The organism is Shewanella sp. S1-58-MNA-CIBAN-0166 (assembly GCF_040310085.1).
Taxonomy (GTDB): Bacteria; Pseudomonadota; Gammaproteobacteria; order Enterobacterales; family Shewanellaceae; genus Shewanella.
The window spans coordinates 1-24,666 of record NZ_JBEOPN010000038.1 but is presented as its reverse complement, the minus strand read 5'-3'; the positions used below and the strand labels follow the sequence as shown (position 1 = coordinate 24,666).

General features: G+C 39.9%; 19 protein-coding genes. All 19 read left to right on the top strand.

Translation table 11 applies throughout. The features are described 5' to 3' along the window. Positions 1-5: 5 nt before the first annotated feature. Entirely contained in the window at positions 6-1,112 is a 1,107-nt protein-coding gene (gene tssA, locus AAEY99_RS18500; RefSeq protein ID WP_101086873.1) for a type VI secretion system protein TssA, read from the top strand. Between the two features lie 41 nt (positions 1,113-1,153). Continuing rightward, positions 1,154-1,654, top strand: coding sequence for a type VI secretion system contractile sheath small subunit (tssB, locus tag AAEY99_RS18495; RefSeq protein ID WP_101086874.1), 501 nt, complete (start codon positions 1,154-1,156; stop codon positions 1,652-1,654). Then, positions 1,654-3,147: a type VI secretion system contractile sheath large subunit gene (gene tssC, locus AAEY99_RS18490; protein WP_011637822.1), complete on the top strand. Its 1,494-nt coding sequence runs from the start codon at positions 1,654-1,656 to the stop codon at positions 3,145-3,147. The genes tssB and tssC (AAEY99_RS18490) overlap by 1 nt, the downstream gene beginning before the upstream one ends. Positions 3,148-3,198: 51 nt before the next feature. Beyond that, complete coding sequence (gene tssC / locus AAEY99_RS18485; RefSeq protein ID WP_351011542.1) at positions 3,199-4,734, top strand: type VI secretion system contractile sheath large subunit; 1,536 nt, start codon at positions 3,199-3,201, stop codon at positions 4,732-4,734. A gap of 14 nt (positions 4,735-4,748) precedes the next feature. Further along, complete coding sequence (locus tag AAEY99_RS18480; protein WP_101086876.1) at positions 4,749-5,537, top strand: type VI secretion system accessory protein TagJ; 789 nt, start codon at positions 4,749-4,751, stop codon at positions 5,535-5,537. 8 nt (positions 5,538-5,545) lie between these two features. After that, complete coding sequence (tssE, locus tag AAEY99_RS18475) at positions 5,546-6,034, top strand: type VI secretion system baseplate subunit TssE (protein WP_242445137.1); 489 nt, start codon at positions 5,546-5,548, stop codon at positions 6,032-6,034. Further along, entirely contained in the window at positions 6,031-7,860 is a 1,830-nt protein-coding gene (tssF, locus tag AAEY99_RS18470) for a type VI secretion system baseplate subunit TssF (protein WP_351011540.1), read from the top strand. Before tssE ends, tssF begins: the two co-directional genes overlap by 4 nt. Then, a complete protein-coding gene (gene tssG, locus AAEY99_RS18465; RefSeq protein ID WP_351011538.1) occupies positions 7,857-8,864 on the top strand; it encodes a type VI secretion system baseplate subunit TssG in 1,008 nt (335 codons plus the stop codon). The genes tssF and tssG overlap by 4 nt, the downstream gene beginning before the upstream one ends. 19 nt (positions 8,865-8,883) lie before the next feature. Next, complete coding sequence (tssH, locus tag AAEY99_RS18460; RefSeq protein ID WP_351011537.1) at positions 8,884-11,490, top strand: type VI secretion system ATPase TssH; 2,607 nt, start codon at positions 8,884-8,886, stop codon at positions 11,488-11,490. A gap of 366 nt (positions 11,491-11,856) precedes the next feature. Then, positions 11,857-12,336 (top strand): Hcp family type VI secretion system effector, encoded by a 480-nt coding sequence (locus tag AAEY99_RS18455; protein ID WP_101086880.1) that lies wholly within the window; start codon positions 11,857-11,859, stop codon positions 12,334-12,336. Positions 12,337-12,406: 70 nt separating this feature from the next. Continuing rightward, entirely contained in the window at positions 12,407-14,263 is a 1,857-nt protein-coding gene (locus tag AAEY99_RS18450) for a type VI secretion system Vgr family protein (protein ID WP_351011535.1), read from the top strand. Between the two features lie 2 nt (positions 14,264-14,265). Next, positions 14,266-14,619, top strand: coding sequence for a hypothetical protein (locus AAEY99_RS18445; protein WP_101086882.1), 354 nt, complete (start codon positions 14,266-14,268; stop codon positions 14,617-14,619). A 42-nt stretch (positions 14,620-14,661) separates the two neighbouring features. Then, complete coding sequence (locus AAEY99_RS18440) at positions 14,662-14,952, top strand: PAAR domain-containing protein (protein WP_011637812.1); 291 nt, start codon at positions 14,662-14,664, stop codon at positions 14,950-14,952. 21 nt (positions 14,953-14,973) lie between these two features. Continuing rightward, a complete protein-coding gene (locus AAEY99_RS18435) occupies positions 14,974-16,074 on the top strand; it encodes a hypothetical protein (RefSeq protein ID WP_351011533.1) in 1,101 nt (366 codons plus the stop codon). Further along, the gene (locus AAEY99_RS18430; protein ID WP_351011531.1) at positions 16,071-17,015 is read left to right on the top strand and encodes a hypothetical protein; all 945 of its coding nucleotides are present in this window, start codon (positions 16,071-16,073) and stop codon (positions 17,013-17,015) included. Before AAEY99_RS18435 ends, AAEY99_RS18430 begins: the two co-directional genes overlap by 4 nt. 6 nt (positions 17,016-17,021) lie before the next feature. Next, complete coding sequence (locus tag AAEY99_RS18425; RefSeq protein WP_351011529.1) at positions 17,022-21,878, top strand: RHS repeat-associated core domain-containing protein; 4,857 nt, start codon at positions 17,022-17,024, stop codon at positions 21,876-21,878. Between the two features lie 16 nt (positions 21,879-21,894). Further along, on the top strand, positions 21,895-22,644 hold the full coding sequence (locus AAEY99_RS18420) for a PoNe immunity protein domain-containing protein (RefSeq protein ID WP_351011527.1): 750 nt from the start codon (positions 21,895-21,897) through the stop codon (positions 22,642-22,644). Next, positions 22,634-23,743, top strand: coding sequence for a PoNe immunity protein domain-containing protein (locus tag AAEY99_RS18415; protein ID WP_351011525.1), 1,110 nt, complete (start codon positions 22,634-22,636; stop codon positions 23,741-23,743). The genes AAEY99_RS18420 and AAEY99_RS18415 overlap by 11 nt, the downstream gene beginning before the upstream one ends. Before the next feature lie 187 nt (positions 23,744-23,930). Then, a partial coding sequence (locus tag AAEY99_RS18410) for an N-acetylmuramidase domain-containing protein (protein WP_351011524.1) occupies positions 23,931-24,666 on the top strand: 736 nt, incomplete at its 3' end.

The window sequence follows — 24,666 nt, the reverse complement described above, 5'->3', positions numbered from 1 at the left end:
TTAGATTGAGTAAGCTAAAGAATTTAACAATTGATGAATTAATTCTTCCCATTACCATTGATGCGGAGTCAGGAGTTGATCCTCGTGAAGATATAAGTCCGACATCAACTTATTATCTACTTAAAGATGTGCGAAATATTGCACGTTCTAGAGAGCGTAAAGCACTAACTGACGAAGAAGATGTATTGTCCGTTGCAGCTGAATGGCGACCGATTTTCGAACAAGTTCCGGGTATCTTAAAACAACAATCAAAAGATATTGAATATGTAGCTTGGTTTATAGAGGCAGCTTGCAGGTTATATGGTTTTAAAGGACTTTGTTTTGGTTTCACTCTAGCTACAGAGCTCGTTGAGCGCTATTGGGACACTATTTACCCAACACCTGAACCAAATGATTTGGCAGAGCGCATTGCGCCGCTTATTGGTTTAAACGGTATCGAAAGCGAAGGTTCTTTAATTCATCCAATCAGAACGATTCCGATCACTGATGGTGGCGTCATTTATTCTACTTGGCAATATGAGCAAGCTTTAGACACCAGTCGTTTAGATAAAGACAAACAAGAAAAACGTTTTGATTCAGGTTCAGTGTCACTTGAAGATGTCGAACATAGCATAAGAGAAACCTCTGACAGTTTCTTTATTGAATTAGACCGTGATGTTCAAGATGCCATCGCTGCTTTTAGCAAACTATCTGCTGCCATGGATGCTGCCATGAGCGGTGAGCCACAGCCTACCAGTTACATTCGCAAGGCATTAGAAGCATGTGCGCTACAAATCAGCGCTATCACGGCTCCCATTATTGCAAAAAACAAAGCAAACCTTGAACAAGAACAACATAACGAAAAAGAGCAACACAGCGACCCTAATGACCACAGCACAACGTCATCAGGTGTTGATGGGCAGCTTAACTCGAGAGCACAAGCCATTAATAATCTTGAAACGATAGCGGACTTTTTTAGACGTACCGAACCACATTCGCCTATGTCTTATGCCATTGAACAAGTTATACGTTGGAGTGATCTCAGTTTGCCTGAGTTGTTACAAGAATTAATCCAAGATGGTGAAGCAAGGAATGGTTTCTTCAAGTTATCTGGAATAAAAACGGAAGATTAATCTGTAGTTGATTACTCAACATATTATTGAAAGGAGTTCATATGAGTGTACATGATAAATTAAAGCGAGTAAGAAAACCTCGTGTCCATATTACCTATGATGTCGAAACTGAAGGTACAGTTGTAAAAAAAGAACTGCCTTTTGTTATCGGTGTTACAGGTGATTTTACTGGACACAACACCGCAGATTTAAAACCATTGAAAGACCGCCGTTTTGTGCAAATCGATCGTGAAAATTTCAATGATGTATTAAAACGTATGAGTCCCCAATTAAACATTTCAGTGCCTAACACGCTTGCCGGTGACGATACTGAAATGAAGGTTGCATTACAATTTAGCAGCATCGAAGACTTTGAGCCTGCTGCCATTGTTAATCAGGTTGAACCATTAAAAAAATTAATGGAAACTCGTAACAAACTCCGTGATTTGATGACCAAAGTTGATCGTTCTGAGAATCTCGAAAATATCTTAGAAGAAGTGTTAAATAACACTACTAGCCTAGATAAATTAGCTGGTGAACTTAACCTCAAAGGAGCGGAATAATGAGCATGGAAGCCGCGTCATTAGATGCTGTATCTGAAGAACAAGCACAAAGTGTTTCTATTTTAGAGCAAGCAATTTTTGCAACCAAGCAAACCGATTCTTCGCGTGCTGAAGAGCTTATTCGTTCGTTAACGGAAGAAGCCTTGAAAGGCACTGTACAGTGGGATAAAAACCTCACAGTGACTTTTAACAAGGCGATTACTCGATTAGACGACATTATCTCTAAGCAATTAGCTGCCATCATGCACAATGAAGAACTGCAAAAACTGGAAGGCAGTTGGCGTGGATTGCATCATACAGTGAAAAATTCTGAAACAAATGAAACGCTTAAAATTCGTGTCATGAGTTTGTCTAAAAAAGAACTTCACAAAGATTTGAGTAAAGCAGTTGAGTTTGATCAGAGTCAAATGTTCAAAAAAATCTATGAAGCAGAATTTGGCACCCCGGGCGGAGAGCCTTATGGTTGTTTAGTCGGCGATTATGAGTTTAGTAATCATCCTGAAGACGTTGAAACATTATCATTGATATCTAATGTTGCAGCCGCTGGCTTCTGCCCATTTGTTTCTGCTGCTGGTTCTTCTTTATTTGGTTTTGATGAGTGGACTGAACTCAGTAAACCACGCGATCTTGAAAAAGTATTTGAATCTTTAGAATACACTCAATGGCGCTCTTTCCGTGACAGTGATGACTCTCGTTTTGTCACATTAACCATGCCACGAGTGCTTGCCCGTCTTCCATATGGTGAAGCAACAAAACCTGTTGAAGAGTTTTGCTATGAAGAATTCGAATTAGATTTAGAAAGTGGCCGTGCTAAAGTCGCTGATCATGATGACTATTGCTGGATGAATGCCGCGTATGTTATGGCAACTAATATGGGACAAGCATTTAGCAAATATGGTTTCTGTACCGCAATCCGTGGCGCCGAGGGTGGTGGTAAGGTTGAAGGATTACCTGCTCATGTATTTACCAGTGATGACGGTGATCCAGATTTAAAATGTCCAACAGAGATAGGCATTACCGATCGCCGCGAAGCTGAATTAAGTAAGTTGGGTTTCTTACCACTATGTCATTATAAGCATACTGATTATGCCGTGTTCTTTGGTTCTCAATCTTGCCAAAAACCTAAAATAATGTCTAACCATGATGCTACCGCGAATGCGGCCATTTCTGCACGTTTACCTTACCTAATGGCAACATCACGTTTTGCGCATTATCTTAAAGTGATGGCTCGAGACAAAATTGGTAGCTTTATGGAAGCTGAAGATGTCGAGTCTTGGTTAAATCGCTGGATTTTATCGTTTGTTAATGCTTCAGAAGGTGGTGGGCAAGAGATACGCGCCAAGTACCCATTAGCAGACGCAAAAGTTGAAGTTAAAGAGATCCCTGGTCAACCTGGTTCATACAATGCAGTTGCATGGTTACGTCCTTGGTTACAAATGGAAGAGCTTACAGCCTCTTTACGTTTAGTCGCGAAGATCCCTAAAGTAGGATAATCACGCGCTAATGCAGTGACCCTCATTTGTTTTCAAGGATAGAAACAAACGATGCCGCATGAAACCATTTCATTTGTAACAAGTGAAATTTTCAAAGAAGATACTGGTGTTAACAAACCAGTATCTTCGACGACACAGGCACTAAAAAATAAACACCTAGTCGAACGGTTCTTGCGAGAGTCGGACTCGACTAGGTCGTTATTGCTGTGGCTTGAAAACTCAAGCCATTCGCTTGAGCAATTCGATAAAACATCTGTTTTACCTTTCCTTCTTAAAGCCATTGATCGCATTGATAGACAATTAGAACAACAGCTTAACGCTATTATTCATCATGATGCATTTCAGGCGTTAGAAGCCAGCTGGCGCGGAGTACTTTATCTTGTTCAACAGCAAGATTTACATGATAAAGACCAGAAAGTGAAAGTAAAAATGCTCGATTGTTGTTGGACAACCCTGTCTAAAGACATTAATCGGGCTATTGAGTTTGATCAAAGCGATTTTTTTAAACTGATTTATAACAATGAATACGACATGTCTGGTGGCGAACCCTTCGGCACATTAATTGGTGATTATCAAATCACTCATAAAAGCCGTCCAGGTGTATCTACTAATGATATTGATATTTTAAAAGAAATCTCCCGCACTGCCGCGGCCGCTTTTGCGCCCTTTATTACCTCGGCCAGTCCTTCATTGTTCGGTGCTGATGATTTTTCCGATTTATCTGCTCATATGAATATAGCCCAAATTTTTGAACAACACGAGTACATTAAGTGGAATTCGTTACGTAAAATGGACGATTCTCGCTTTATTGGCTTAACAATGCCAAATATTCTTATGCGTTCTCCTTATCTCATTGATGGTAGCCGTAGCGAAGGATTTAAGTTTAAAGAATCAATTAAAAACCCTAAAAAAGATCATTTATGGGGCAATGCTGCTTATGCATTCGGTGGGGTATTAATTCGTGCATTTAGTGAATCTGGCTGGTTTGGTCATATCCGTGGGCTAGAGCCTGGGGCTCGTAAGAAAGGATTAGTTTGCGATCTTGCTGTGAGTCAATATGAGCCTGATTTGTATCGGAAACGCATGAAGCCATCGGTGGACTTATTAATCAGTGATAGGGCGGAAAAGTCTATTTCTGACCAAGGTTTTATTCCTTTATCTCCGGTATTAGGTTGTGAGCATTTAGTTTTTTACAGTAATGCTTCTGTTCAGAAACCACCTAAATATGAACTGTTGGAAGACAGTATTAATGCAAAGTTATCATCGATGTTGCAGTACATTTTGTGTGTTTCACGTTTTGCTCATTACATCAAAGTATTAGGTCGTGAAAAAATAGGCTCACTTCATTCTGCAGAGGCTTGCCAGCGAGAGCTACAGTTGTGGCTGCATAAATACACTACCGCTTCAGATGTGTCTTCAGATGATGTAAGAAGTAAATACCCACTGCGAAGTGCCCAAGTACAGGTAAAAGAAATTCGCGGCAAGCCTGGGCATTTCTATTCGATTATTCAGTTACAACCACATTTTCAATTAGATCAGATGGTGTCCAGTATTAAATTGGTCACTGAACTGACATCAAGAAATTAAGATAAAGGTATCAAATGAAACAAATTCAACAAATGCTGCAGAGCGGCCAACTACAAGATGCAATTCAGTTAGTTGAGGCACAGTTAAAAGACGACCCGATGAATATTGACTTAAAAGGTCAACATGTTGAGTTGTTGTGTATTAATGGTGAGCTTGAACGTGCAGACAAACAATTAAACTTTTTAGTGCAAAAGCATCCCGACTTTTTAATTGGCGCAGCAAATTTACGTCAGTTGATCCGTGCTGAACAAGCCCGACAAGATTTTATGGCAGGCAAAGCAGTGCCGCAACTTTTTGCTGAGTCCGATGCACATGTTGAAGCATTAATGAAATTACGCTTAGCAATGGTTGATGCTCAAGATGATGTGACTCAGTGTGCGAGCAGCCTTGAAACTCTGCGTCCCGAAGTTAACTTAGTGTTAAATGATATCACTCATCAAGAAATTCGTGATTTAGATGACACTTTAGGTGGTTTTATAGAAATTTTTGGTACTGACGGTAATTTCTATTTAGCGCAGTTATCTGAAATTGACTATATCAACTTTAAACCTGTGACCTCATTACTGGAAATGGTTTGGCGCCGGGTTGATCTAGCCATTAAAAATGGACCGAGTGGAGAAGCGCATATTCCAATGATTTATGGTGGCAGTGAAACTGATGCGCAAAAATTGGGACGAGAAACCGATTGGCATGAAATCGCAACTAATGTTGTTGCTGGCAAGGGCTTAAAAATGTGGTTTGTCGATGATAATGCTATTGCATTAAATCAAATTACTAAAGTTACCACTCCAGTGTTGCAGTAGGCCCTGTGTTGAGCAAAAACCAACAACCGATAATGGCGTCAATTCTAGATAGATTGATTGATGATGCGCCAAACGAGCAAGATGTCAAAGACAGCCATCGTGGTCTAAATCTACGTCAGTTAAGGTCTAATGTTCGGCGCGATTTAGAAAACCTACTCAATGCTAAATTGCAGTGGCAAACGTGGCCGGAACATTTAACTGAGCTTGATAATTCTTTGATGAATTATGGTTTGCGTGACTTTTCTTCTATGCCAGTCGCGAGCTTAGACGGGCGTCAGCTTTTATGTAAACAAGTTGCCGATACCATAAAACGATTCGAACCGAGATTTTTAGAAGTGATGGTTGAAACAGTCGATAATGAACAACCATTAGACCGGGTTTTAAGATTAAAAATCAATGCATTGTTGTATGCAGAACCTGAGCCTGAATATATTTCGTTTGACTCTGAAGTTGAGCCAGTCCACTTGGCGATGATAGTTAATGAGGGAATTCTGTGAATCAGGAATTATTGGAATATTACAATCGTGAGCTTGCTTTCATTCGTCATATGGGAGCGGAATTTGCTGAGCAATATCCTAAAGTTGCCGGGCGTTTACGCTTAAGTGATGAACACGTTGAAGACCCTCATGTTTCACGATTAATTGAAGCATTCTCTTTGCTAACAGCACAAATTAGGCAAAAACTTGATGATAGTTTTCCTGAATTAACCGAGGCGTTATTAGGCCAGTTATATCCCGATTACCAAGCGCCAATACCGTCTATGTCAGTTATCAAAGTCACCACTGAAAACTTGTCGACGACTGGTGTGTTATTACCCAGATCAACTCAGGTAGACACTCAGGTGGAGGGGATGAAAACCTGCCATTTTCAAACGTCATATGACATGAAATTATGGCCAATTGAAGTGCAGAAAGCCCAGTTTCAAAATGCACCGTTTAATGCCCCAGAACCACAATGGCCAGAACGTGCTAAGGCTATTATTAAGCTTGATATCGCCTGTGAATTTGACGAAATTAGCATGCCAAGTCTTGGTGTTGATAAATTACGCTTTTTCTTGAATGGACAAGATCATCAAACGTTTCAACTTTATCAATTGTTATTTGAACACAGTCTAGGTTTTGCTTTAGTAAATGAGCAGCAAACTGTGTGTAAGTTTTTAACAAAAAGACATTTAAAAGCGGTTGGCTTTGAAGATGAACAACAAGTGATACCTTACAGTCAACGTACCAGTTCTGGTTATCGATTATTATTGGAAAATTTTATTTTTCCAGAAAAATTCTTGTTTTTTGACATCGATGATTTAGACGGCAGCTGGCAAGGGATCGACAATAAGTTTTCACTTTATATTTATTTAAAGGAAGGCTCTCAGGATTTAGAGAAGCAAGTTAGTGCCAATCATTTTCTGTTAGGTTGTACGCCGGTGATTAATTTGTTTGAACAAAAATTAGAACCGGTGAGCATCGATGCGTCTCAGTATGAATATAAATTGGCTGCCCGTTATTCTGACTCTGAAGTGACTGAAATTATCAGCATTGAAGATGTTATTGCGTATGATCCTAAGGACAATAAGGTAGACGTTACCCCATTTTATGGTGAATCACATCCGCAATATTTAGGTCATAATAATTTATTTTGGCATGTTAGGCGTGAATCTGCTAGTTGGTCTGGTGGTTATGCTGAATTAGGCACTGAATCGTTTTTATCGTTAGTCGATCATAACTTTAAAGGATTTAAGTCTGAAGACGACTATGGCGCTTGGATATTAAGTATTACCGCTCAATGCAGCAACCGTAATTTGCCGGCACATCTTCCGTTTGGTACTAATGAGCCCAAAATGTTCGTACCTGAACGTGCCGACATTATTAAGCACGTTAAATGTTTGCTTGCGCCTACGCTACCTGTGCGTGCATCGCTGAGTGATGCTTCGCGATGGCAGTTAGTCACCCATTTATCTATTGATAGTTTTAGTGGCAAAGATGCACTGTCTAACTTAAAAGAAACCCTTAAATTATACGATTTTAAGTGTTCGCCAGAAAATAAAAATTTAATAGAGAATATCCATTCTGTTGAAGTGAGCCCAGACACAGCTAGGGTCAACCAACATGGCCGGATTAGCTTTTGCAGTGGCAGTCATATTGAAATTACCTTTATTAAAGACCATTACTCTGGCAGTGGCGTGTTTTTCTTTTGCACTATTTTAGATCACTTCTTTGCGCAATTTGCTGCAATCAATAGTTTTACCCGCTTGAGTATGCGCTTTAAAGATCATAATTCGATAGCTTATACCTGGCCAGCACGAGCTGGACAAAGGCCGCTGCTATGACCCAGCAAGTAATGAATAATCAGTTGCAGGCGATAATCGATATGCCATCTGAATATGACTTTTATCAAGCCGTTTATCAGTTTCAACAACAATTATCTCAAGGGCGAGAGCAAGGTTATAAGGTGGGTTATGACGCCATTCCCAGTCAAGAGTTGTTACGTTTTAAGTCTGATCAGCATCTTGGTTTTCCAGGACAAGCAATCAGCAAAGTAGCGTCTACATCGACAAGTCAAACTGATAAAGTTGCCGCCGATATGCATATTTCATTTATGGGATTAACCGGACCCAGTGGTGTACTGCCTTCACATTATACCGAGTTGCTACTAGAGCGCTTGCGACTTAAAGATAATGGGATGCGTGACTTTTATGATTTATTTAACCATCGGCTTATCTCACTATTCTATCGGTCATGGGAAAAGTATCGTTTTTCGGCAAATTATCAATCGCCAGAAACAGGCGTTACCGACAGCTTTACCCATGTATTGAGTTTGCTTAGTGGTAACAAATCATTAAACCGTTATTACGCAGGTTTTTGTCACACTAAAACGCCGAGTGCAGAGTCATTACGAAGAATGTTAAATGATTTTACTGGCTGTAATGTACATATTTTATCTTTTCAAGGGCGTTGGCAGTCCTTAGCGAAAACAGAGCAAACCCGAATGGCGAGTCGAAGTATGCCAGAAGGGCAATACGCCCGTTTAGGTGTTGATGCCAGCATAGGCAGCCGGGTATGGGATATTAATTCTAGTGTCAGTATTCATATAAAGCCGAAGGAAGGTGCATCGGTTAACGCTTTTATGCCTGGAACAGCCAGTTATCAATCACTTAAAAAACTGGTTTCTAACTATTTAGGCCAGTCAGTGAAATACAAAATATTTCTAGAAATAAAACAACAAGATGCACCTACCGCTCAATTATCAAAGTCCGCAATCGGACTAGGGTTAGGTTGTGGCCTAATGAGCCGTGCAGAGAATGGACAACAAATAAAAAGCTTAATGATTTAATTAATAAAGGACTATGAATATGTCAGCGATGACTTTAAGTAAATTGGTAGGAAAACTTAACCCAGTATGTCGACAATCTTTAGAAACCGCTGCCAGCGTATGCCATAGCCGCAGCCAATTCAGCGTTGAGATTGAGCATTGGTTATTAGCGTTGCTAGAAAATGGTTCAGGTGATTTAGACATCATCATGGCCAGTTTTTCAGTACAAAAAGATCAGCTGATTAGTGATATCCGTCAGGGATTAGAAAAGTTTAAAACAGGCAACAGTGCAGCGCCAAGTTTGTCTCCACATATAGTGAGTTTGCTTCGTCAAACTTGGTTAAATACCAGTATTGAATTCAACGATAGTGAGATAAGAACTGCCTATCTGATTTTTACCTTACTGACTGACGATTCATTAAACTCTTTGGTTTCACGCTCTGCAAAACAGCTTCTTAAAATAGATCCAGCACAGCTAAAACATGCATGGCCTCAGCTTGCTCGTCAATCTACCGAGCATAAAGTGTCAAGTAGCGATATTGAAGAAACTCAGGCGATGCAATCAGCGCCGAGCAAAACGCCAAATCTAGACCAATTTACCCAAAATTTAACCGAGCAAGCTGAACTGGGGAAAATAGATCCCATTCTCGGACGTGATAATGAAATTAGGCAGATGATCGACATTTTAACCCGTCGCCGTCAAAATAATCCTATTTTAACGGGTGAAGCCGGTGTCGGTAAAACCGCTGTTGTCGAAGGTTTAGCGCTTAAAATTGCCCAAAAAGAAGTTCCAACAGCATTACAATATGTTCGTATTCACGTACTGGATTTAGCCTTACTACAAGCTGGAGCCGGAGTGAAAGGGGAATTTGAGAATCGGTTAAAAGCTTTAATTAAAGAAGTAAAACAGTCTGTTAAACCTATTATTTTATTTATAGATGAAGCTCACACCATGATTGGCAGCGGCGGACAAGCTGGACAAAATGACGCGGCAAATTTATTAAAACCTGCATTAGCGCGTGGTGAGTTACGTACCATTGCGGCAACAACATGGGCAGAATATAAAAAGTTCTTTGAAAAAGATGCCGCATTAACTCGTCGTTTTCAAGTGGTTAAAATTGAAGAGCCTTCTCCTGAACAAGCCATTGCAATGATGCGGGGCTTGTTACCTGTAATGGAAGGGCATCATAAAATTCTTGTTTCCGACCAAGCTTTATGTGCTGCAGTTAACTTATCTCATCGATATATTACTGGCCGACAACTGCCAGATAAAGCGGTAAGTTTATTAGATACTGCATGCGCGCGTGTCGCTATGAGTCAAGCTTCTACCCCTGGAATGGTTGAATCCTTACAACGACAAATTCAGCAACTAGACACCCAAATTAGCATTCTTACTCGTGAGCAAAAAACCGGTTCAGATCATAAAAAGTCGATTACAGAGTTAACCAAAAAACATAAATTGCTTTCAAAAGAACTCGCTCCTTTGACAACACAATGGCAGGACGAATTAGTTATCGTTCAAAAAATTGCTGAATTAGTTGGCCAGATTCAAGCATCAGAAACAGATACCGCACCTTTGTTAGCGGAGTTAACGGCGTTTAAGGCAATATTGTCAGCCAATAAACAGCCTATGGTGCATTGGCAAGTTGATGAACAATTGATTGCTGAAGTCATTTCTGATTGGACTGGCATTCCGGCAGGTAAAATGCAGGATGATGAAATAAAAACAATTTTGAACTTAAAAGACACCATGGCCAAGCGCGTTATCGGCCAAGATCATGCCTTGGATTTAATCGCCAAAACAGTGCAAACATCCCGTGCACAGCTGGGTGATGAAAAACGTCCCATTGGTGTGTTTTTACTGACGGGCCCTAGCGGTGTCGGTAAAACAGAAACGGCATTAACATTGGCTGAGCAAGTTTATGGCAGTGAAGACAATGTGACAGTCATCAACATGTCCGAATTTAAAGAAGAACATAAAGTCTCATTACTTTTAGGTTCACCTCCAGGTTATGTTGGCTATGGTGAAGGTGGAGTGCTGACTGAAGCCGTTCGCCGTAAACCTTATAGTGTTATTTTGCTGGATGAAATGGAAAAGGCACATCCAGGCGTTCAAGATATTTTTTATCAAGTTTTTGATAAAGGCACCATTAAAGATGGTGAGGGGCGCGATATAGATTTCAAAAATACTATTATCATTATGACCTCAAATGCTGGTACAGAAACCACGATGGGCTTATTTGAAGATGAACAAATTGCCCCATCAATTAAAGGTTTACGTAAAGCACTTCAAGATGATTTATTGAGTTATTTCAAACCGGCATTTTTAGGCCGTTTGAATGTCATTCCTTATATTCCACTGACCCAACCTATGCTCAATGAAATCACTAAATTGCAATTACAGCGAGTTGCTAATCGTTTAGCTGAGCATTATCAAGCTAAGTTTACTTACAGTGATGATGTGGTGAGCCAAATTGTGTCTATGTGTCAGGATGCCGGTTCAGGTGCTCGCAATGTGCATAATATTTTACAAAATACGATGTTGCCTGATCTTTCAATCAAAATATTACACAATATGGCTAACAATAAGAAAACAACCAATGTAAAAGTAAACGTAGTAAACGATGAGTTTATTTATAAAATTTAAATGAATATAAAATCGTGACATTAATAACTAATTAGTAAGTATTAGTTTGGTTATTTATAACATCATATTTGAGGGGTATATAATAAAGTATATACCCTTTGTAATGTCTTGTAGTTATTATTAATGTATAAATTATTAGTCTTGGTTGTATTTTTTTATTTATATAAACGATTAGTTGATTATCAAAAAACCTTTGATATAATCCGTTGGCTTAATTATGAGGACTCACTATATTTAAATGGATAATGCAGTTGAGTATTATTTGTTGGTAAGTGCATTTTTAATAAATTGAAATATTAAGTTTGATTATTGAACTTATAAAACTGTCCATTAATGGATGACATCCACGCAAAAGGAGCATTAATAATGCAAGCGAATACATATTTAAATTATGAAGGGATTAAAGGCGAAACCACTGCTGAAGAATTCAAAGATCTGATTACTGTGTTATCAGTCGATTGGAATATTAGCCGTGAGATCACTTCTTTCACTGGTACTGCAAAAGACCGTGAAGCTAGCTCAACTCGTTTAGGTGATGTGACCATTACTAAATTACAAGATAATTCTTCTACTGACTTGTTCAAAGAAGCGACTATCGGTAAAGGTAAAAAAGCGGTTTTCCACATCACTAAGCAAGGTGACAAAATCGAAGAAATCATGCAAATCGAATTAACAGATGCAATGATCTCTAGCTACAGTGTTTCAGTTCATGGTGACCGTCCTGTAGAGACAATCACTATTAGCTACACTGAAATGATGATGGCTGTTACGCCAACTGATGATAAAAACAACATTACTGCAGCGCTACGTTATGGCTACAGCGGTGTTAAAGGTCAACAAATGTAAGCTGTTTGTGATCTTATATCTTGGGGAACTTGTTCCCCAAGATCTTTACTCTTAAAGACTGAGGCAAGGAATGCTTAAGGCCACTCAAAAAAATAATATCATCAGTATCACAACGCCATTAGGTAAGGATACTCTGTACCTAACGCATTTTACTGCCACAGAAGCCATCTCTCAGCTTTTTTCAATCAGCGTCTCCATGTTCACTGTTGGCACCCAGATTAGTCTCGACAGTTTAGTGGGTAAAAATGTTTGTATTACTTTACGTAATGCCGAAAGTAATGGTGCAGCTCGATACTTTCATGGGGTGGTAAGTCATCTTGAGTCTGCTGGAATGCGGACTGCAGCGTCAGACGATGCACAGAATTATATAGATTATCAAGCTGTTATAGTGCCTCAGATGGCATTGATGAAAAAACGCAGTAATTGTCGAATTTTTCAAAATAAGTCAGTCATTGATATTGTTAAAGACTTATTTGGTCAACATAAAGTTGAATTTCAAAATAAAACTACCAACACATACCCTCAGTATGAATACTGTGTGCAGTATTTAGAATCAGATGTCGATTTTGTTTGTCGTTTATTACAGCAAGAGGGTATTTTCTTCTTCTTCGAGCATAGTGTTGGTGCTCATACCCTAGTACTTGCTGATGATATTAACGCCTACAAACCTTGTGCAGAAGAGAAGGTTCGTTGTTTCTCAGGTCATTTAGCCGAGTCGCACGTGTCTCATTGGCAAGGCGGCATGAGCATGGTGAGCGGCGGTTTTATTCAAAAAGGTTACGACTACGAACAACCTAAATTATACCCTTCAGGTAATCATACTAACGCAAATCTTCCTGAACAAAGTGCACTTGAGGTGTACGATTATTTAGGCGAGTCTGAGTTCAACAAGCGCGCTCAACCGTTTGCCAATAATCAACTTGAAGCCCTGCAAAAAGACATGAATAAGTGCAGTGGCCAAGGCGATTGCCGTAGTTTTATGGTGGGTAAGTTTTTTACTTTCAAAGATCATGAAAACGCGAGTTATAAAGGTAAGAGCTTTGTTCTAAGCTCGCTGAGAACGTCGGCTACTCAGCCTAACCAGTCAGGCACAAGCCAATCAATGTCTGGCAGTGTTTATCAAAATGATTTTGAATGTGTGCCTAAAAGTACTCCTTATCGCTCACAGCTTCATTTACGTAAACCATTAATTAATGGCGTACAAACAGCGGTAGTGACTGGTGAACCTGGTGATGAACAACATATTGATAAATTTGGCCGTGTAAAAGTACAGTTTCATTGGGATCGTGAAGGCGAGTTTAATAGTAAAAGTTCATGTTGGATCCGTGTCGCTCAAAGCTGGGCTGGCAACAAGTGGGGTGCATTCTTCTTCCCTCGTGTAGGCCAGGAGGTGTTAGTTGAGTTTATCAATGGTGACCCTGATCAACCGATTATCAGCGGTGCTGTTTATAACGCCGACTTAATGCCTCCTTATGCATTACCGGCTAAAAAAACTCAGTCTGGGATTAAAACCCATAGCACTAAAGACGGTGGAGCCGACAATTTTAACGAGTTACGTTTTGATGATGAAAAAGGCAAAGAGTTATTATTCCTCCAAGCAGAAAAAGATCATCTATTGAATGTAAAACATGATCAAAAAGACACTATCGGCAACGACCGTTTCACTGACATCGTTAATAACGATAACGTTAAAATTGGTAATGATCGACTAGAAGACATAGCCAATAATGACAGCTTAAAAGTCGGTAAAGTGCTTAATATTGAAGCGGGTAATGAAATTGTCATTAAAACCGGCAGTGCATCAATCAAAATGAGCAGCGACGGTTCGATATCTATCGAAGGCACCAACATTACTATTAAAGGGACAAACGTTAAGGTTAATGGTACCAGTATTGCCTTAAAAGCTGCTCAAATTAAGTTGAACTAGCCATGTCATTATCTCGTTATCCTGGAGTCGGTTTAGCAGGGCCATTTTGTCGAGGCCATGAAATTGTCTGTCAATTTGGCTATCGACATTTAATCTGCAAACCGGTTGATAAGCCACATGACCCACTCCTTAATACACCCAATATGACGTTTTGGGTCAGTGCTACATTTGGAGAGCAGTTTTTGGTTAATAGGCATAGTTGGAAGAATTCTCCTGAACTGTTAAACCAAGTTTACTGTTATCTACATAATGATACTTACGCAGCCGTTCAACAAGCTGAAGCTGCAATGATATGCACTCTTGCGATGTCGTTTGAACAGCGTACTTTGCTGGTCATCCCGTTAGACAGCCAGTAAGCCACCGGTATCAATGCGCTACAACAAATAAAGGAATATTTGATGGGAATGCCAGCAGCAACCATTTCGTGTATGCATCTTTGTCCGAAAATGAATCCCGGTCCCGTTCCACATGTTGGTGGTCCCATTGTGATGGGCTCAGGTAATGTCCTTATTGGTTCGTTACCTGCAGCGCGCAAAGGTGACAAGTTAATTTGTGTCGGCCCGCCTGATACCATTAATGCGGGGTCGAGTTCGGTACTGATTAACGGAAAACCAGCCGCCAGAATGGGTGATGGTACCGCACATGGTGGAAAAATTATTGTGGGTAATCCAACAGTAATGATCGGCTAGTATAAACAAGGATTGTGGTAAATGAATTTGATTGATAGTTTTAATCTTCTGTTGGCACAACGACATGTCATGTTGTCGTCGTTTCAGTGTATGCCAAAAAATATTGAAGATAATACTCAATCGCTAATGGTCATTTTAAAGATGATCCAGCAAAGAAAAGATGCTGAATGGCCATTACTTATTGCCAACACCTGTGATGAAATTGTCGATGCATTTGAAACAGATGTGTTTTATTGCCCAACAGACAAAATGGTGATCTTATCTTTACTATTGCAACTGCACTATAAGGCTCAGCCAGTTAAGCAATCAGGTATCGTTCAAGCTTTGTTTGCCAGTACAATTATAGATGTTGGCCACTATAGCCCTGCATTTGCATTAATGGTCAGCCAACTTAATCTTGATAAAGTTAATTTTACAGCCAGCAACAAAACGCCTGAACAAATCCAGCAATACATCTTATTCTGCATCTATCGAGGTAAACGTTTAAAGCGTGCCGACGGAATTGACTCCCTCAACATTTCTCGGTCATCACTGACGTCTTTGTATATTGAAATGTTGATGATCAACATTAACGAACCGTTAAAACTCTATGGGGTATTTTGTCAATTAGACTATTGCCATAGTGCGCTTTTTGAAGTGTTTATTACTTCGTTAGACGAAGTAATATTGAGCCAAATATTTAATTTAATGAGTGAGAATGCAGATTTAACCCTAAGAGTCATTGAGTTAATGGGTTATTCAGGTTTTAGTAAATTCGTGCCTTTTTTAGCTCGAGCAATGCAGCAACCTAGTCAAACATTAATGGCTTTTCGAGCACTTCGAACTATTTTAGGGCCAGAGTTGGATCAAGCGGTGCCTTATCAATGGCAGTTTGAAGAAGATGAAGTCGAACGTTGTGAATACCTACAGTTTTACAGTGCCAAATTATTACATCGGTGGATGTTATTGGCGCTTAAAATGCCAGATGTCAGATTGATTGATGGTGTTGAAGTTAATGGTACCAGTATTGATAAGATCATTAGTCATTCAAGCCCCGTGCACCAGCGTATTGCCTTTTTACATAAGCTTCGGCTGAGTAATGTGGTTAATTGCAGCCCACAACGTGTGAAAGTGGCCTTATGATTATGCATGCAGAGGCCATTAATATGGTCGTAGGGTCATACGAAAACCCACAGCAGTTAATTAATTTACCTTTATCAGAAGGGGTCGATTTCAGCTATCAATTATCCGATGGTCAGCATGTGGCAGCCGTCATGGCGCACGAGCTTGCTACTGACACTCAATTAAACCGCCTAATTGATATGTTGCATAAATTACCTATTCAAAATGAAACTCAATGGCAACCGTACTCTCACCAAGCGATTTTTTGGATTTTACCTCACCTAGAAAAACAACAACTTGTTGATTGGGTTACTCGTTTACATGCACTTTTTCCGCATTGTTTTGTGCATCCCAATAGCCGGTTTTTTCCTATGGGCAGTGCTGGTATTTTTTCTGCTTTGAGCGCATTAAAGGCAATGCCTGTCGACAATAAAAGTGCAATATTTATTGCCGTAGACAGCTTGTTCTTCGACCTTGTGGATTTTAACCGTGACCAAGAGCTGATTACTCAACAACAAGACACAGGACGTTGTCCTGCTGAAGCGGTCATCATGGCCAGCATCAATGTTGCAAACGAAGGCATGGAAATAGTGGATTTATTTCAAGATTCATGTAGTGCTGTTCAACAAACCCAAACAATAAAAGCTTTGTTTAATCGTGCCTGCCAGATTGAAGACTTGGATGTATTTGCTCAATTGTATTTACCCGGCAACCATGCCGCTGTAACGGATAACTGGCTTAATGCTTATGAGCAATTAGCCGGCAGAATCGATCAAGAGACACAAATTTCCCAATCTAGTTATTTTACAGGCGATATCGGTTGTGTGGCGGGGTTATATAATTTGCTGCACATCTATAACCGTTACCAACAACAAAATGCTACTGGAACAAGCTTACAACTGGAAGTATCTCAACAACTTCACCTTGGTTTGGCAATGTACTCATGGATAGAGAAGGCATAAACGAACATGACGGTCAGTAATTTCAATTTTAAAGGTCATAACCGTTATATCGTTATCGTGCCTGCCAGTGCGTCAACGCCAGCTGGATTCCAGTTATTAACGTTTGAGCAAAACAATAATGTTAGTGAGATAATTAATGAAATCTCGCCTCATTTAGTTCGTGATCGTAATGCATTAATTTATGCGCGCAGTCTAGTGATGAATGCGGGTGTAAATGCTAGCTTAAATCCAAGAGATATTACCCGTAAACTCTGTGACATTATTGAGCGCAATTTACTCAGAGTGTATGGTGAAACACCCAAACAACAAATTCAGCATTCAACTGAAACAGGCACTCTAGGCGCGAGTTCAACCAATACCAAAGCACCCAAAACCAATAAGGGTAAACAAACTTCTGCGTCAGTTCAATCCGGGACTGTGGCGAATCATTCCCCGACGGAAGTGGCTATCGATAAGCAAGAGTGCCGCAGCGATCCCGTATCAATGTTAAGTGGCGAAGAAATTTTACCGTTAGTCGATTTTGAGCTTAATGGCTTAATGCCGCTAACGTGGCGTCGTTTGTATCGTTCGAGCAAAATTCTTAGCAATGTTGGTTTGGGTTACGGCTGGCGACATAACTTTTGTGTGCAGCTGGATCATCAATATCAAGCGCCAGCGAAAGTTGGGCCTAAAAAACCCGGGAAATATTGGTTTGAATTAACCGACGATGAAGGCCGTGTGCATGTGTTCGACTCTGTTAAACGAGGGCAAACCAGTATCCAACTTTCAACAGGTTGGTCGTTAGTACATCAAGCTGATGGCCGCCATGTGTTAATAAAGCCCGATGACAGCCACTGGGCATTTATACAAAAACAAGTTGCAGGTAAAGATGTTTGGCAACTTGAAACCATTAGTAATCATCAAGGCCAATATTTTCAGCTGTATTATGATCAGCAAGGGCGTTTAACCCAAATCACCACAGGCCCAAAACGTGGCGTATTGTTATTTTACAATGCACAAAGCAATTTGTTAAAAGTCGCTTCGTACATGTTAGATAACGAAGGCAACAAACAAATTCACCAAAATTTGTTAGCCAGTTATCAATATGATGACGCTCAAGCACTTATAGCCGCCACAGATAGTAATGGGCGAGTAGAGCGTTACAGTTATGTTAAGGTCAAGTCAGCCGACATAACATCTGACAGTGATCATCAATACAATCCTAAAAGTACCACCTATCTATTACAACGCAGAACTCGGGCATCAGGCTTTAGTCATCACTTTTCGTGGGACAGACAAGACCAGCGCGCTAAATGTATTGAGCAATGGGGTGATGATGATATTTATCATTATCACTTTGAATATACGGCACTCGTTAACGGTATAAAAAGCAGTTGTACAGACTCTTTAGGTCATCGCGAGACTTTTATTCACAATGCACAAGGGCTTTTGACTGAGCATCACAAGCCTAATGGCAGTGTGATACGTCATCAATATGATGCTGTTGGTCGCAAAGTGGCTACCGTTGATGCGTGTGATAATAAAATACAATACAACTATAACGAGCAAGGGCAGTTACTGGCTGTTATTCAAGCGGACGGTGGTACCACAAGGTTTGAATATAATCGCTTAGGTCAACGAATTGTTACCATAGATGCGATAGGACGAACGGCTAAAAGACATTACGATGCCACAGGTCGATTATTGTCTGAGAGTGGTTTTGATGGCCGTCAAAGTCAATTTCAATACAATGATGCTGGGCAGTTAACTCAGAAAGTCGATGTTAATGGTGTTATTCATCGTTACCATTGGGATCGCGATGGCGAATTGTTGGCAACGCAAGTCGGTGATGCGTTAACCCGTTTTAGCCATGACAGACTGGGGCGAGTTAACGCCACGATTAATCCGCAAGGTTTGGTCACTGAATTTATTCGTGACAACAAAGGCCAAATTGTCGAAAGTAAATCCTATCCACAAGACAAACAAGATCACTCTGAAGAAGCTATTAGTCATTATTATCAATATAATGATGCCGGCCGTATTATTCGCCAGCGTCAACAGGCTGATGTTGCTGGTGAGCAAGAACTCAGTAACGATAGTGAGTACATTGATAACATTATCGACTATGACGGTTTAGCTCAACCGCGCCAACAAACCTTTGCCGATGGTAGTTGGCTGAAGTTTTTTTACGATAAAGAACGTAACTTAAACCGCATCGAACGCAGCGATGGTGCTCAGTACCGTATTGAATATACAGCAACAGAGCAGCCTAAAACCTTAATTGGTTTTGATGGCCGTGAGCAACATTATCAATATGACGCTAATGACAAATTAGTTGCCGTGAACGACAGTGATATTCGGTTTGTTGAGCTAAAACGTGATTCAATGGGGCGCATTTGTCAGCAAAGTAGTCATGTCAAACTTGAGCCAAGTGCCACATCTGCATTACTGAATACTCAGAACTTTTATCAATATAACCCGATAGGGCAAATCACCCGCGCCCATAACCAACACCGTACAGTGCAACAACACCTTGACGCTCAAGGGCGTATAAATAGTGTACTGCAAAGCCAGTGGCAACTTGACTATCAATATGATGATTCGGGCAACCGCAGTGGCTTAACGTTGCCAGACGGGCAACAAATTGACTATCAATACAATAAAAACAGTCAACTAAGTGGCATTAGCTTTACAGGCAATAACTTTATAGACAATAGCCCATCGAAGCAGCGTATACCTTTGGCGGATTATCATTATCTGCCATCGGGTTTATTGCACAAAACGATACAGGGTAATCAACTTGAACTCACTCATGCCTATGATAGCTATTCAAGATTAATTGAGCAGACATGGCGACATGCTCGCTCAAATAACGCAGCACCAGAGTTTGCATCAGCAGAGCTCGCCTCATCAGAGTCAGCTCTGTTTGCATCAAGACATTATCAATACGATAAACAACATCAATTACTTCGCTGTGATAGCGAAGTAGCAGAGCAGGGCGCAACCAGTGAGGTTGAATCCTGCCAAGGGCCTGAAACCAAACGCGCACCCGATGTTAAACAATTTCGCTATAACAACATCAGCCAACTCGTCAGTGACAGTCATACTCGTGTATCGGATAACCCTACTGGCAACAAAACCAGTGTTCAGCAACAATACCAATGGGATGGATTTGGTAATCCTATTCATTCTCTACGTGAAAACGATAACCGTGTTGATACCAGTGTGAACAGTTCAACAGTTGATACTGAGCGTGCAGAAAAAATTCAACACTCAGTTTCATCGGCTTTGTCATCCGATGCAATAAAGCCCAATAAAAACCTTAATGATTTGGTGGTTAACAACGACCGCTTAATGAGCATGGCTGGCATCGATTACCGTTATGACGCCAGTGGCAACCAAATCAGCCAAATGGGTAGGGGTGACAAACAACAGCGTAGCTTTAATGGCTTAAACCAACTGGTGCAAATCAACGTTAATGGCAAGCTGACCCAATACGAATATGATGCATTAGGCCGTCGCAGCGCAAAAATCACTGAGCTTGGTCGCACTGACTTTATTTGGGATAATCATCAGCTGATTGGCGAATGCACTTTAGGTGAATACAGCTGGTATATTTATCAGCCCGACACTTTTATTCCCGTCGCATTGATTAAAGCAGGGCAGATTTATTATTATCACCTAGACCAACTCGGCACACCGATTTGCTTGACTGATGAAAACACCAAAATTGTCTGGCGCAGCCAGCAAGACGTGTTCGGTCAAACAATTGAAAGCGTAGATTTTGACGGTGGGGATAATGAGCATGTTGATGTTTATGATGCAGCCAAGCAAGACAAAATTACTAACCCAATCCGTTTTCAAGGGCAATACTTTGATGACGAATCAGAGTTACACTACAATCGCTTTAGGTATTACAGCCCTCAACAAGCGCGATTTATTCATCAAGACCCAATAGGATTGATAGGCGGCATAAACCATTATCAATATGCACCGAATCCAGTGAATTGGGTAGATCCATTTGGGCTGAGTTGTAAAGAGGGCATTCCTGTAATTGGTGCTATGGGGAAGATAGTAGAGTATATATCTAGAGAGACCGTGTTGGTCAGATATGAAAGCCCTATACTTAAAACTCCAATGACACCTCATGAATCACCCTATTTTGATATATCTAAAGCGATGGAGTATAAGTTTAAACCTGATGCATATTATGCATTATTTGCCGCTTCTCATGCCAATCTTGAAGAGCTTACTAAGTTACGTGAAAGCCAAGGTTATTTTGATGAAGGGGTTGAGCTTAAACAAGCCACTGTTGGTGAGTTATTAGCACAAAGTCCTGATGCAAGTGTGCTTTCAGATTTTAGATTCAATGGCTCAGTATTAGGTAAAGAATCCGGTGGATATATTGTTGTCACCAATGAAAAACCGAAACCTAAAAGAATAGGTATTGATGATGTTATTGAGTTTCCCCGCTTAAATGACAAAAAAGCGGCAGTGGGTGAGTATAATGCGCACCAATTAATGCTTGAAAAGGGCTACAAACCACTAGGCAACACTAATGGTAAATATGAGCCAGGGCAAACGGGTATAGATGGTATTTATGGAAACCCGAATCCCAAACCTGATATTGTGATTACCGAAGCTAAATATGGAAAAGCTCGTTTGGGGAGAACTAGGGACGGTAAGCAGATGTGTGATAGCTGGATTACCGAAAAAAGGCTTGAAAAATCTGGGTTAAATGAAGAAGAGAGAGAGCTTATACTTGATGGTTTAGCTGATAATGATGGAACAGTACAAAAATTGTTGGTTCGCAATAAAGAAGATAACAGTTTAGTGGTTAAAGCATTAGACCGAAACGCTAAAATCACTGGTAAAGAAATTTGACTATAAGAGAGTAGAAATGTTACGAGATTCTTTAAAAACAGTAGTTTATTATAATGATAGAGTTGAGTTTAGAACGAAATCTATTAGTAAAAAAGTAAGAAAAATTGAATCATTTGGTACGTTTACTGATGATGTTAAAATGAAAAACGCCTTTAGGCTAGTCAGTGATTCTATGTATTTATTACATCAAAAATATTCACGTGGTGATGAACTCTCATCACTTAAGCCTGACCTACTCAAAGCGTTAGAGTATCGTCAATGGCAAAAAAATTATGCTGATGCATTACCTGACAATGAACAAGCTGAGCGTATAGGTTGGGAAGAAATTCGAGAAGATTACTTAGAAGAATTCCTGAAATGGCTAAGTTTTGCTTACTGTTTGGATATGGGGAAGGAGTATTACCTACATATGTTAGCTTTAATTGCTAATCAAGGTATTGACTCATTATTAGATAAAATTGCAGTTGAAATGGGTGATGTTGAGCGTACAATATCTAAAGAATTACTTTTTAAAAAGCGCTTTAGTAAACTTTATAATGTTATTGAAAGTGAACCTGAGCAGCGTCCTGAATTATTAAAAGATTATCTAGACGTTTGGTATAAGCTAGAGGGAAGTCCAGATTATCACTTGATGAGTACAGATGCTTATATAGGTTATTGGTGCTGGGAGGCTGCATTGGTAACCAAACTATACAATATTGATGACACCATTTATCTTAATCATCCTTATTACCCAAAAGACTTAGTGCACTGGAATGGAGAGTAAGTTAATGGTTGCTAGGGATAGACGTCGAAATATTCATTATTTTGAAGAGTTGGTCGCTGAGTTTGAGAGTGAAATGCAGCTTACACAAGATGGATTAGATAATGGAGATTTTACCTCTCCCACCGAGCGAGTTGATGTGGCTCAACAACTTTTTCAACTAGCAATAATGCGTGCCATTACTCATTACTCTTATGGCACCTCCATTGACGATCTTGCGCCTTATGTCCTCGCCATATTACCGTACCGCCAACAGTTGACTCGCATGCTGGATAAACTACCTCCGCCGCATCAATTCTATCGCAGAGACTTTGAGCTATTAGGAGGTGCTAATGAGGCTTGTGGTTCGTCTAATATTAATCGTTATGTTTATGCATTATGGTGGCTTTCATTGCTTGTTGTCAGTAAAGCGTCGAGTGACCATATTCAATCAGCATTAGCCGAGATTGGTGAGCAGGGGAAAGATGCATTATTAGATAATATTGCTATTCGCTTAGGGGATGCTAATCGTGCCGTTTCAAATTCTCTTTACTATCCTGATATTTATCAACCCTTACTAGATGCTTTTAGTGTGGACATCTTGGAGCAGCCAGCATTACTCTCGCAGTTCGTTAACCAATGGTACAGTAGTTTAACTGAAGCTGATTGGTATGATAATCATGATTGCGATTGTGAGTTTGAATATACTGATTATTACATTGGGTATTGGAGTTTTGAACATGCTTTAGTTGCTAATCTGCTTGATGTTAGAGATATCCCTGCTCACCCAATGATTGCAGCAGATTTAGTGCTAGCATATAACGGGAACTACTATCCAGATGCAAAAACGTTAACTCGACATGAGTTGTCCGTGTTCACTCTTGAAAATAATCCAACCGCTAAATTTAGGCAGAAATGGCAAGATAACTACTTTGATAGTGCAATGAATTTATGGGAACAGGTTAGGGGTTGCTTTAAAAATCATGACCAATGTCATTTTACCAGAGATGAACTACTATTTTGCCTCAATTATGATTTTGCCGTGGCTCCTCATAAGGAACAGCCAGTTGATAGCTTAATTTTTTATAAATGGATAATTTCAAATTTAAATAATTTAGGATAAGGGTTAAATTGAATTAAGATTGCCAACCATCCTAGTTGGATATTAATACAACGTTGATCGTTCTATTTGGTACAGAGGTAGATCTACAAAAATCAATTTTTTAATACATTAGTAGTGCTTATTTATAAAATTAACTTTATTGCCTGTGTACTTCAAAAAGGTTATATAAAAAGACAAGGATAATACGATGTCATCAATAAAAATAACTCAAGCTGTCGGGCTGTGTGGCGCTAACAATGGAAACGATGTAAAAGCTGTACAAACGGCATTAAATAAATTACTTAAATTGATTCCTCCTACAAAATCATTAATTGTTGATGGCCGTTTAGGCTCTAGGCCTGAAAGCGCTAAAACTGTTGCAGCGATAAAGCTATTTCAAAGTAAAGTACTCAACATGGTACGTCCAGATGGCAAAATTGACGTAAATGGTCGAACTCATCGAAAGCTAAATGAAAAGATAATAGCTGTCTCAAGCAAAGCTCACTTTAAGTTGCCTGTCGCATCTAGCGAAATTCAAAAAATATCAGATTCTGATTATCTAGATATTGCAAATCAACTTGGTTGTAAAGTTGCTGCTGTTAAAGCTGTTGCTGACGTAGAGTCTTCTGGTGATGCTTTTTTCTCAAACGGAAAGCCAAAAATCTTATTTGAAGCCCATATTTTTGCTCGTTTGACAAATCACAAATATGATCTGAGTAATCCATCTGTATCCAGCAGAACCTGGAATCGAAGCTTATATACCGGTGGCTCCCAAGAGTACGCAAGGCTTGAAATTGCCATGAGTTTAGATACTACAGAGGCTTTGAAGTCGACTTCATGGGGGCGCTTTCAAATTATGGGCTTTAATTATAGTGAGTCAGGTTTTACTAGCGTAGAAGCATTTGTTAAAGCAATGTTCAGCTCAGAAAGAAAACAGCTTGATG

Coding starts and splice junctions, on each gene's coding strand:
- tssB (WP_101086874.1), top strand. CDS start 1,154: ATGAGTGTACATGATAAATTAAAGCGAGTAAGAAAACCTCGTGTCCAT.
- tssC (WP_011637822.1), top strand. CDS start 1,654: ATGAGCATGGAAGCCGCGTCATTAGATGCTGTATCTGAAGAACAAGCA.
- tssC (WP_351011542.1), top strand. CDS start 3,199: ATGCCGCATGAAACCATTTCATTTGTAACAAGTGAAATTTTCAAAGAA.
- AAEY99_RS18480 (WP_101086876.1), top strand. CDS start 4,749: ATGAAACAAATTCAACAAATGCTGCAGAGCGGCCAACTACAAGATGCA.
- tssG (WP_351011538.1), top strand. CDS start 7,857: ATGACCCAGCAAGTAATGAATAATCAGTTGCAGGCGATAATCGATATG.
- tssH (WP_351011537.1), top strand. CDS start 8,884: ATGTCAGCGATGACTTTAAGTAAATTGGTAGGAAAACTTAACCCAGTA.
- AAEY99_RS18455 (WP_101086880.1), top strand. CDS start 11,857: ATGCAAGCGAATACATATTTAAATTATGAAGGGATTAAAGGCGAAACC.
- AAEY99_RS18450 (WP_351011535.1), top strand. CDS start 12,407: ATGCTTAAGGCCACTCAAAAAAATAATATCATCAGTATCACAACGCCA.
- AAEY99_RS18445 (WP_101086882.1), top strand. CDS start 14,266: ATGTCATTATCTCGTTATCCTGGAGTCGGTTTAGCAGGGCCATTTTGT.
- AAEY99_RS18440 (WP_011637812.1), top strand. CDS start 14,662: ATGGGAATGCCAGCAGCAACCATTTCGTGTATGCATCTTTGTCCGAAA.
- AAEY99_RS18435 (WP_351011533.1), top strand. CDS start 14,974: ATGAATTTGATTGATAGTTTTAATCTTCTGTTGGCACAACGACATGTC.
- AAEY99_RS18430 (WP_351011531.1), top strand. CDS start 16,071: ATGATTATGCATGCAGAGGCCATTAATATGGTCGTAGGGTCATACGAA.
- AAEY99_RS18425 (WP_351011529.1), top strand. CDS start 17,022: ATGACGGTCAGTAATTTCAATTTTAAAGGTCATAACCGTTATATCGTT.
- AAEY99_RS18420 (WP_351011527.1), top strand. CDS start 21,895: ATGTTACGAGATTCTTTAAAAACAGTAGTTTATTATAATGATAGAGTT.
- AAEY99_RS18415 (WP_351011525.1), top strand. CDS start 22,634: ATGGAGAGTAAGTTAATGGTTGCTAGGGATAGACGTCGAAATATTCAT.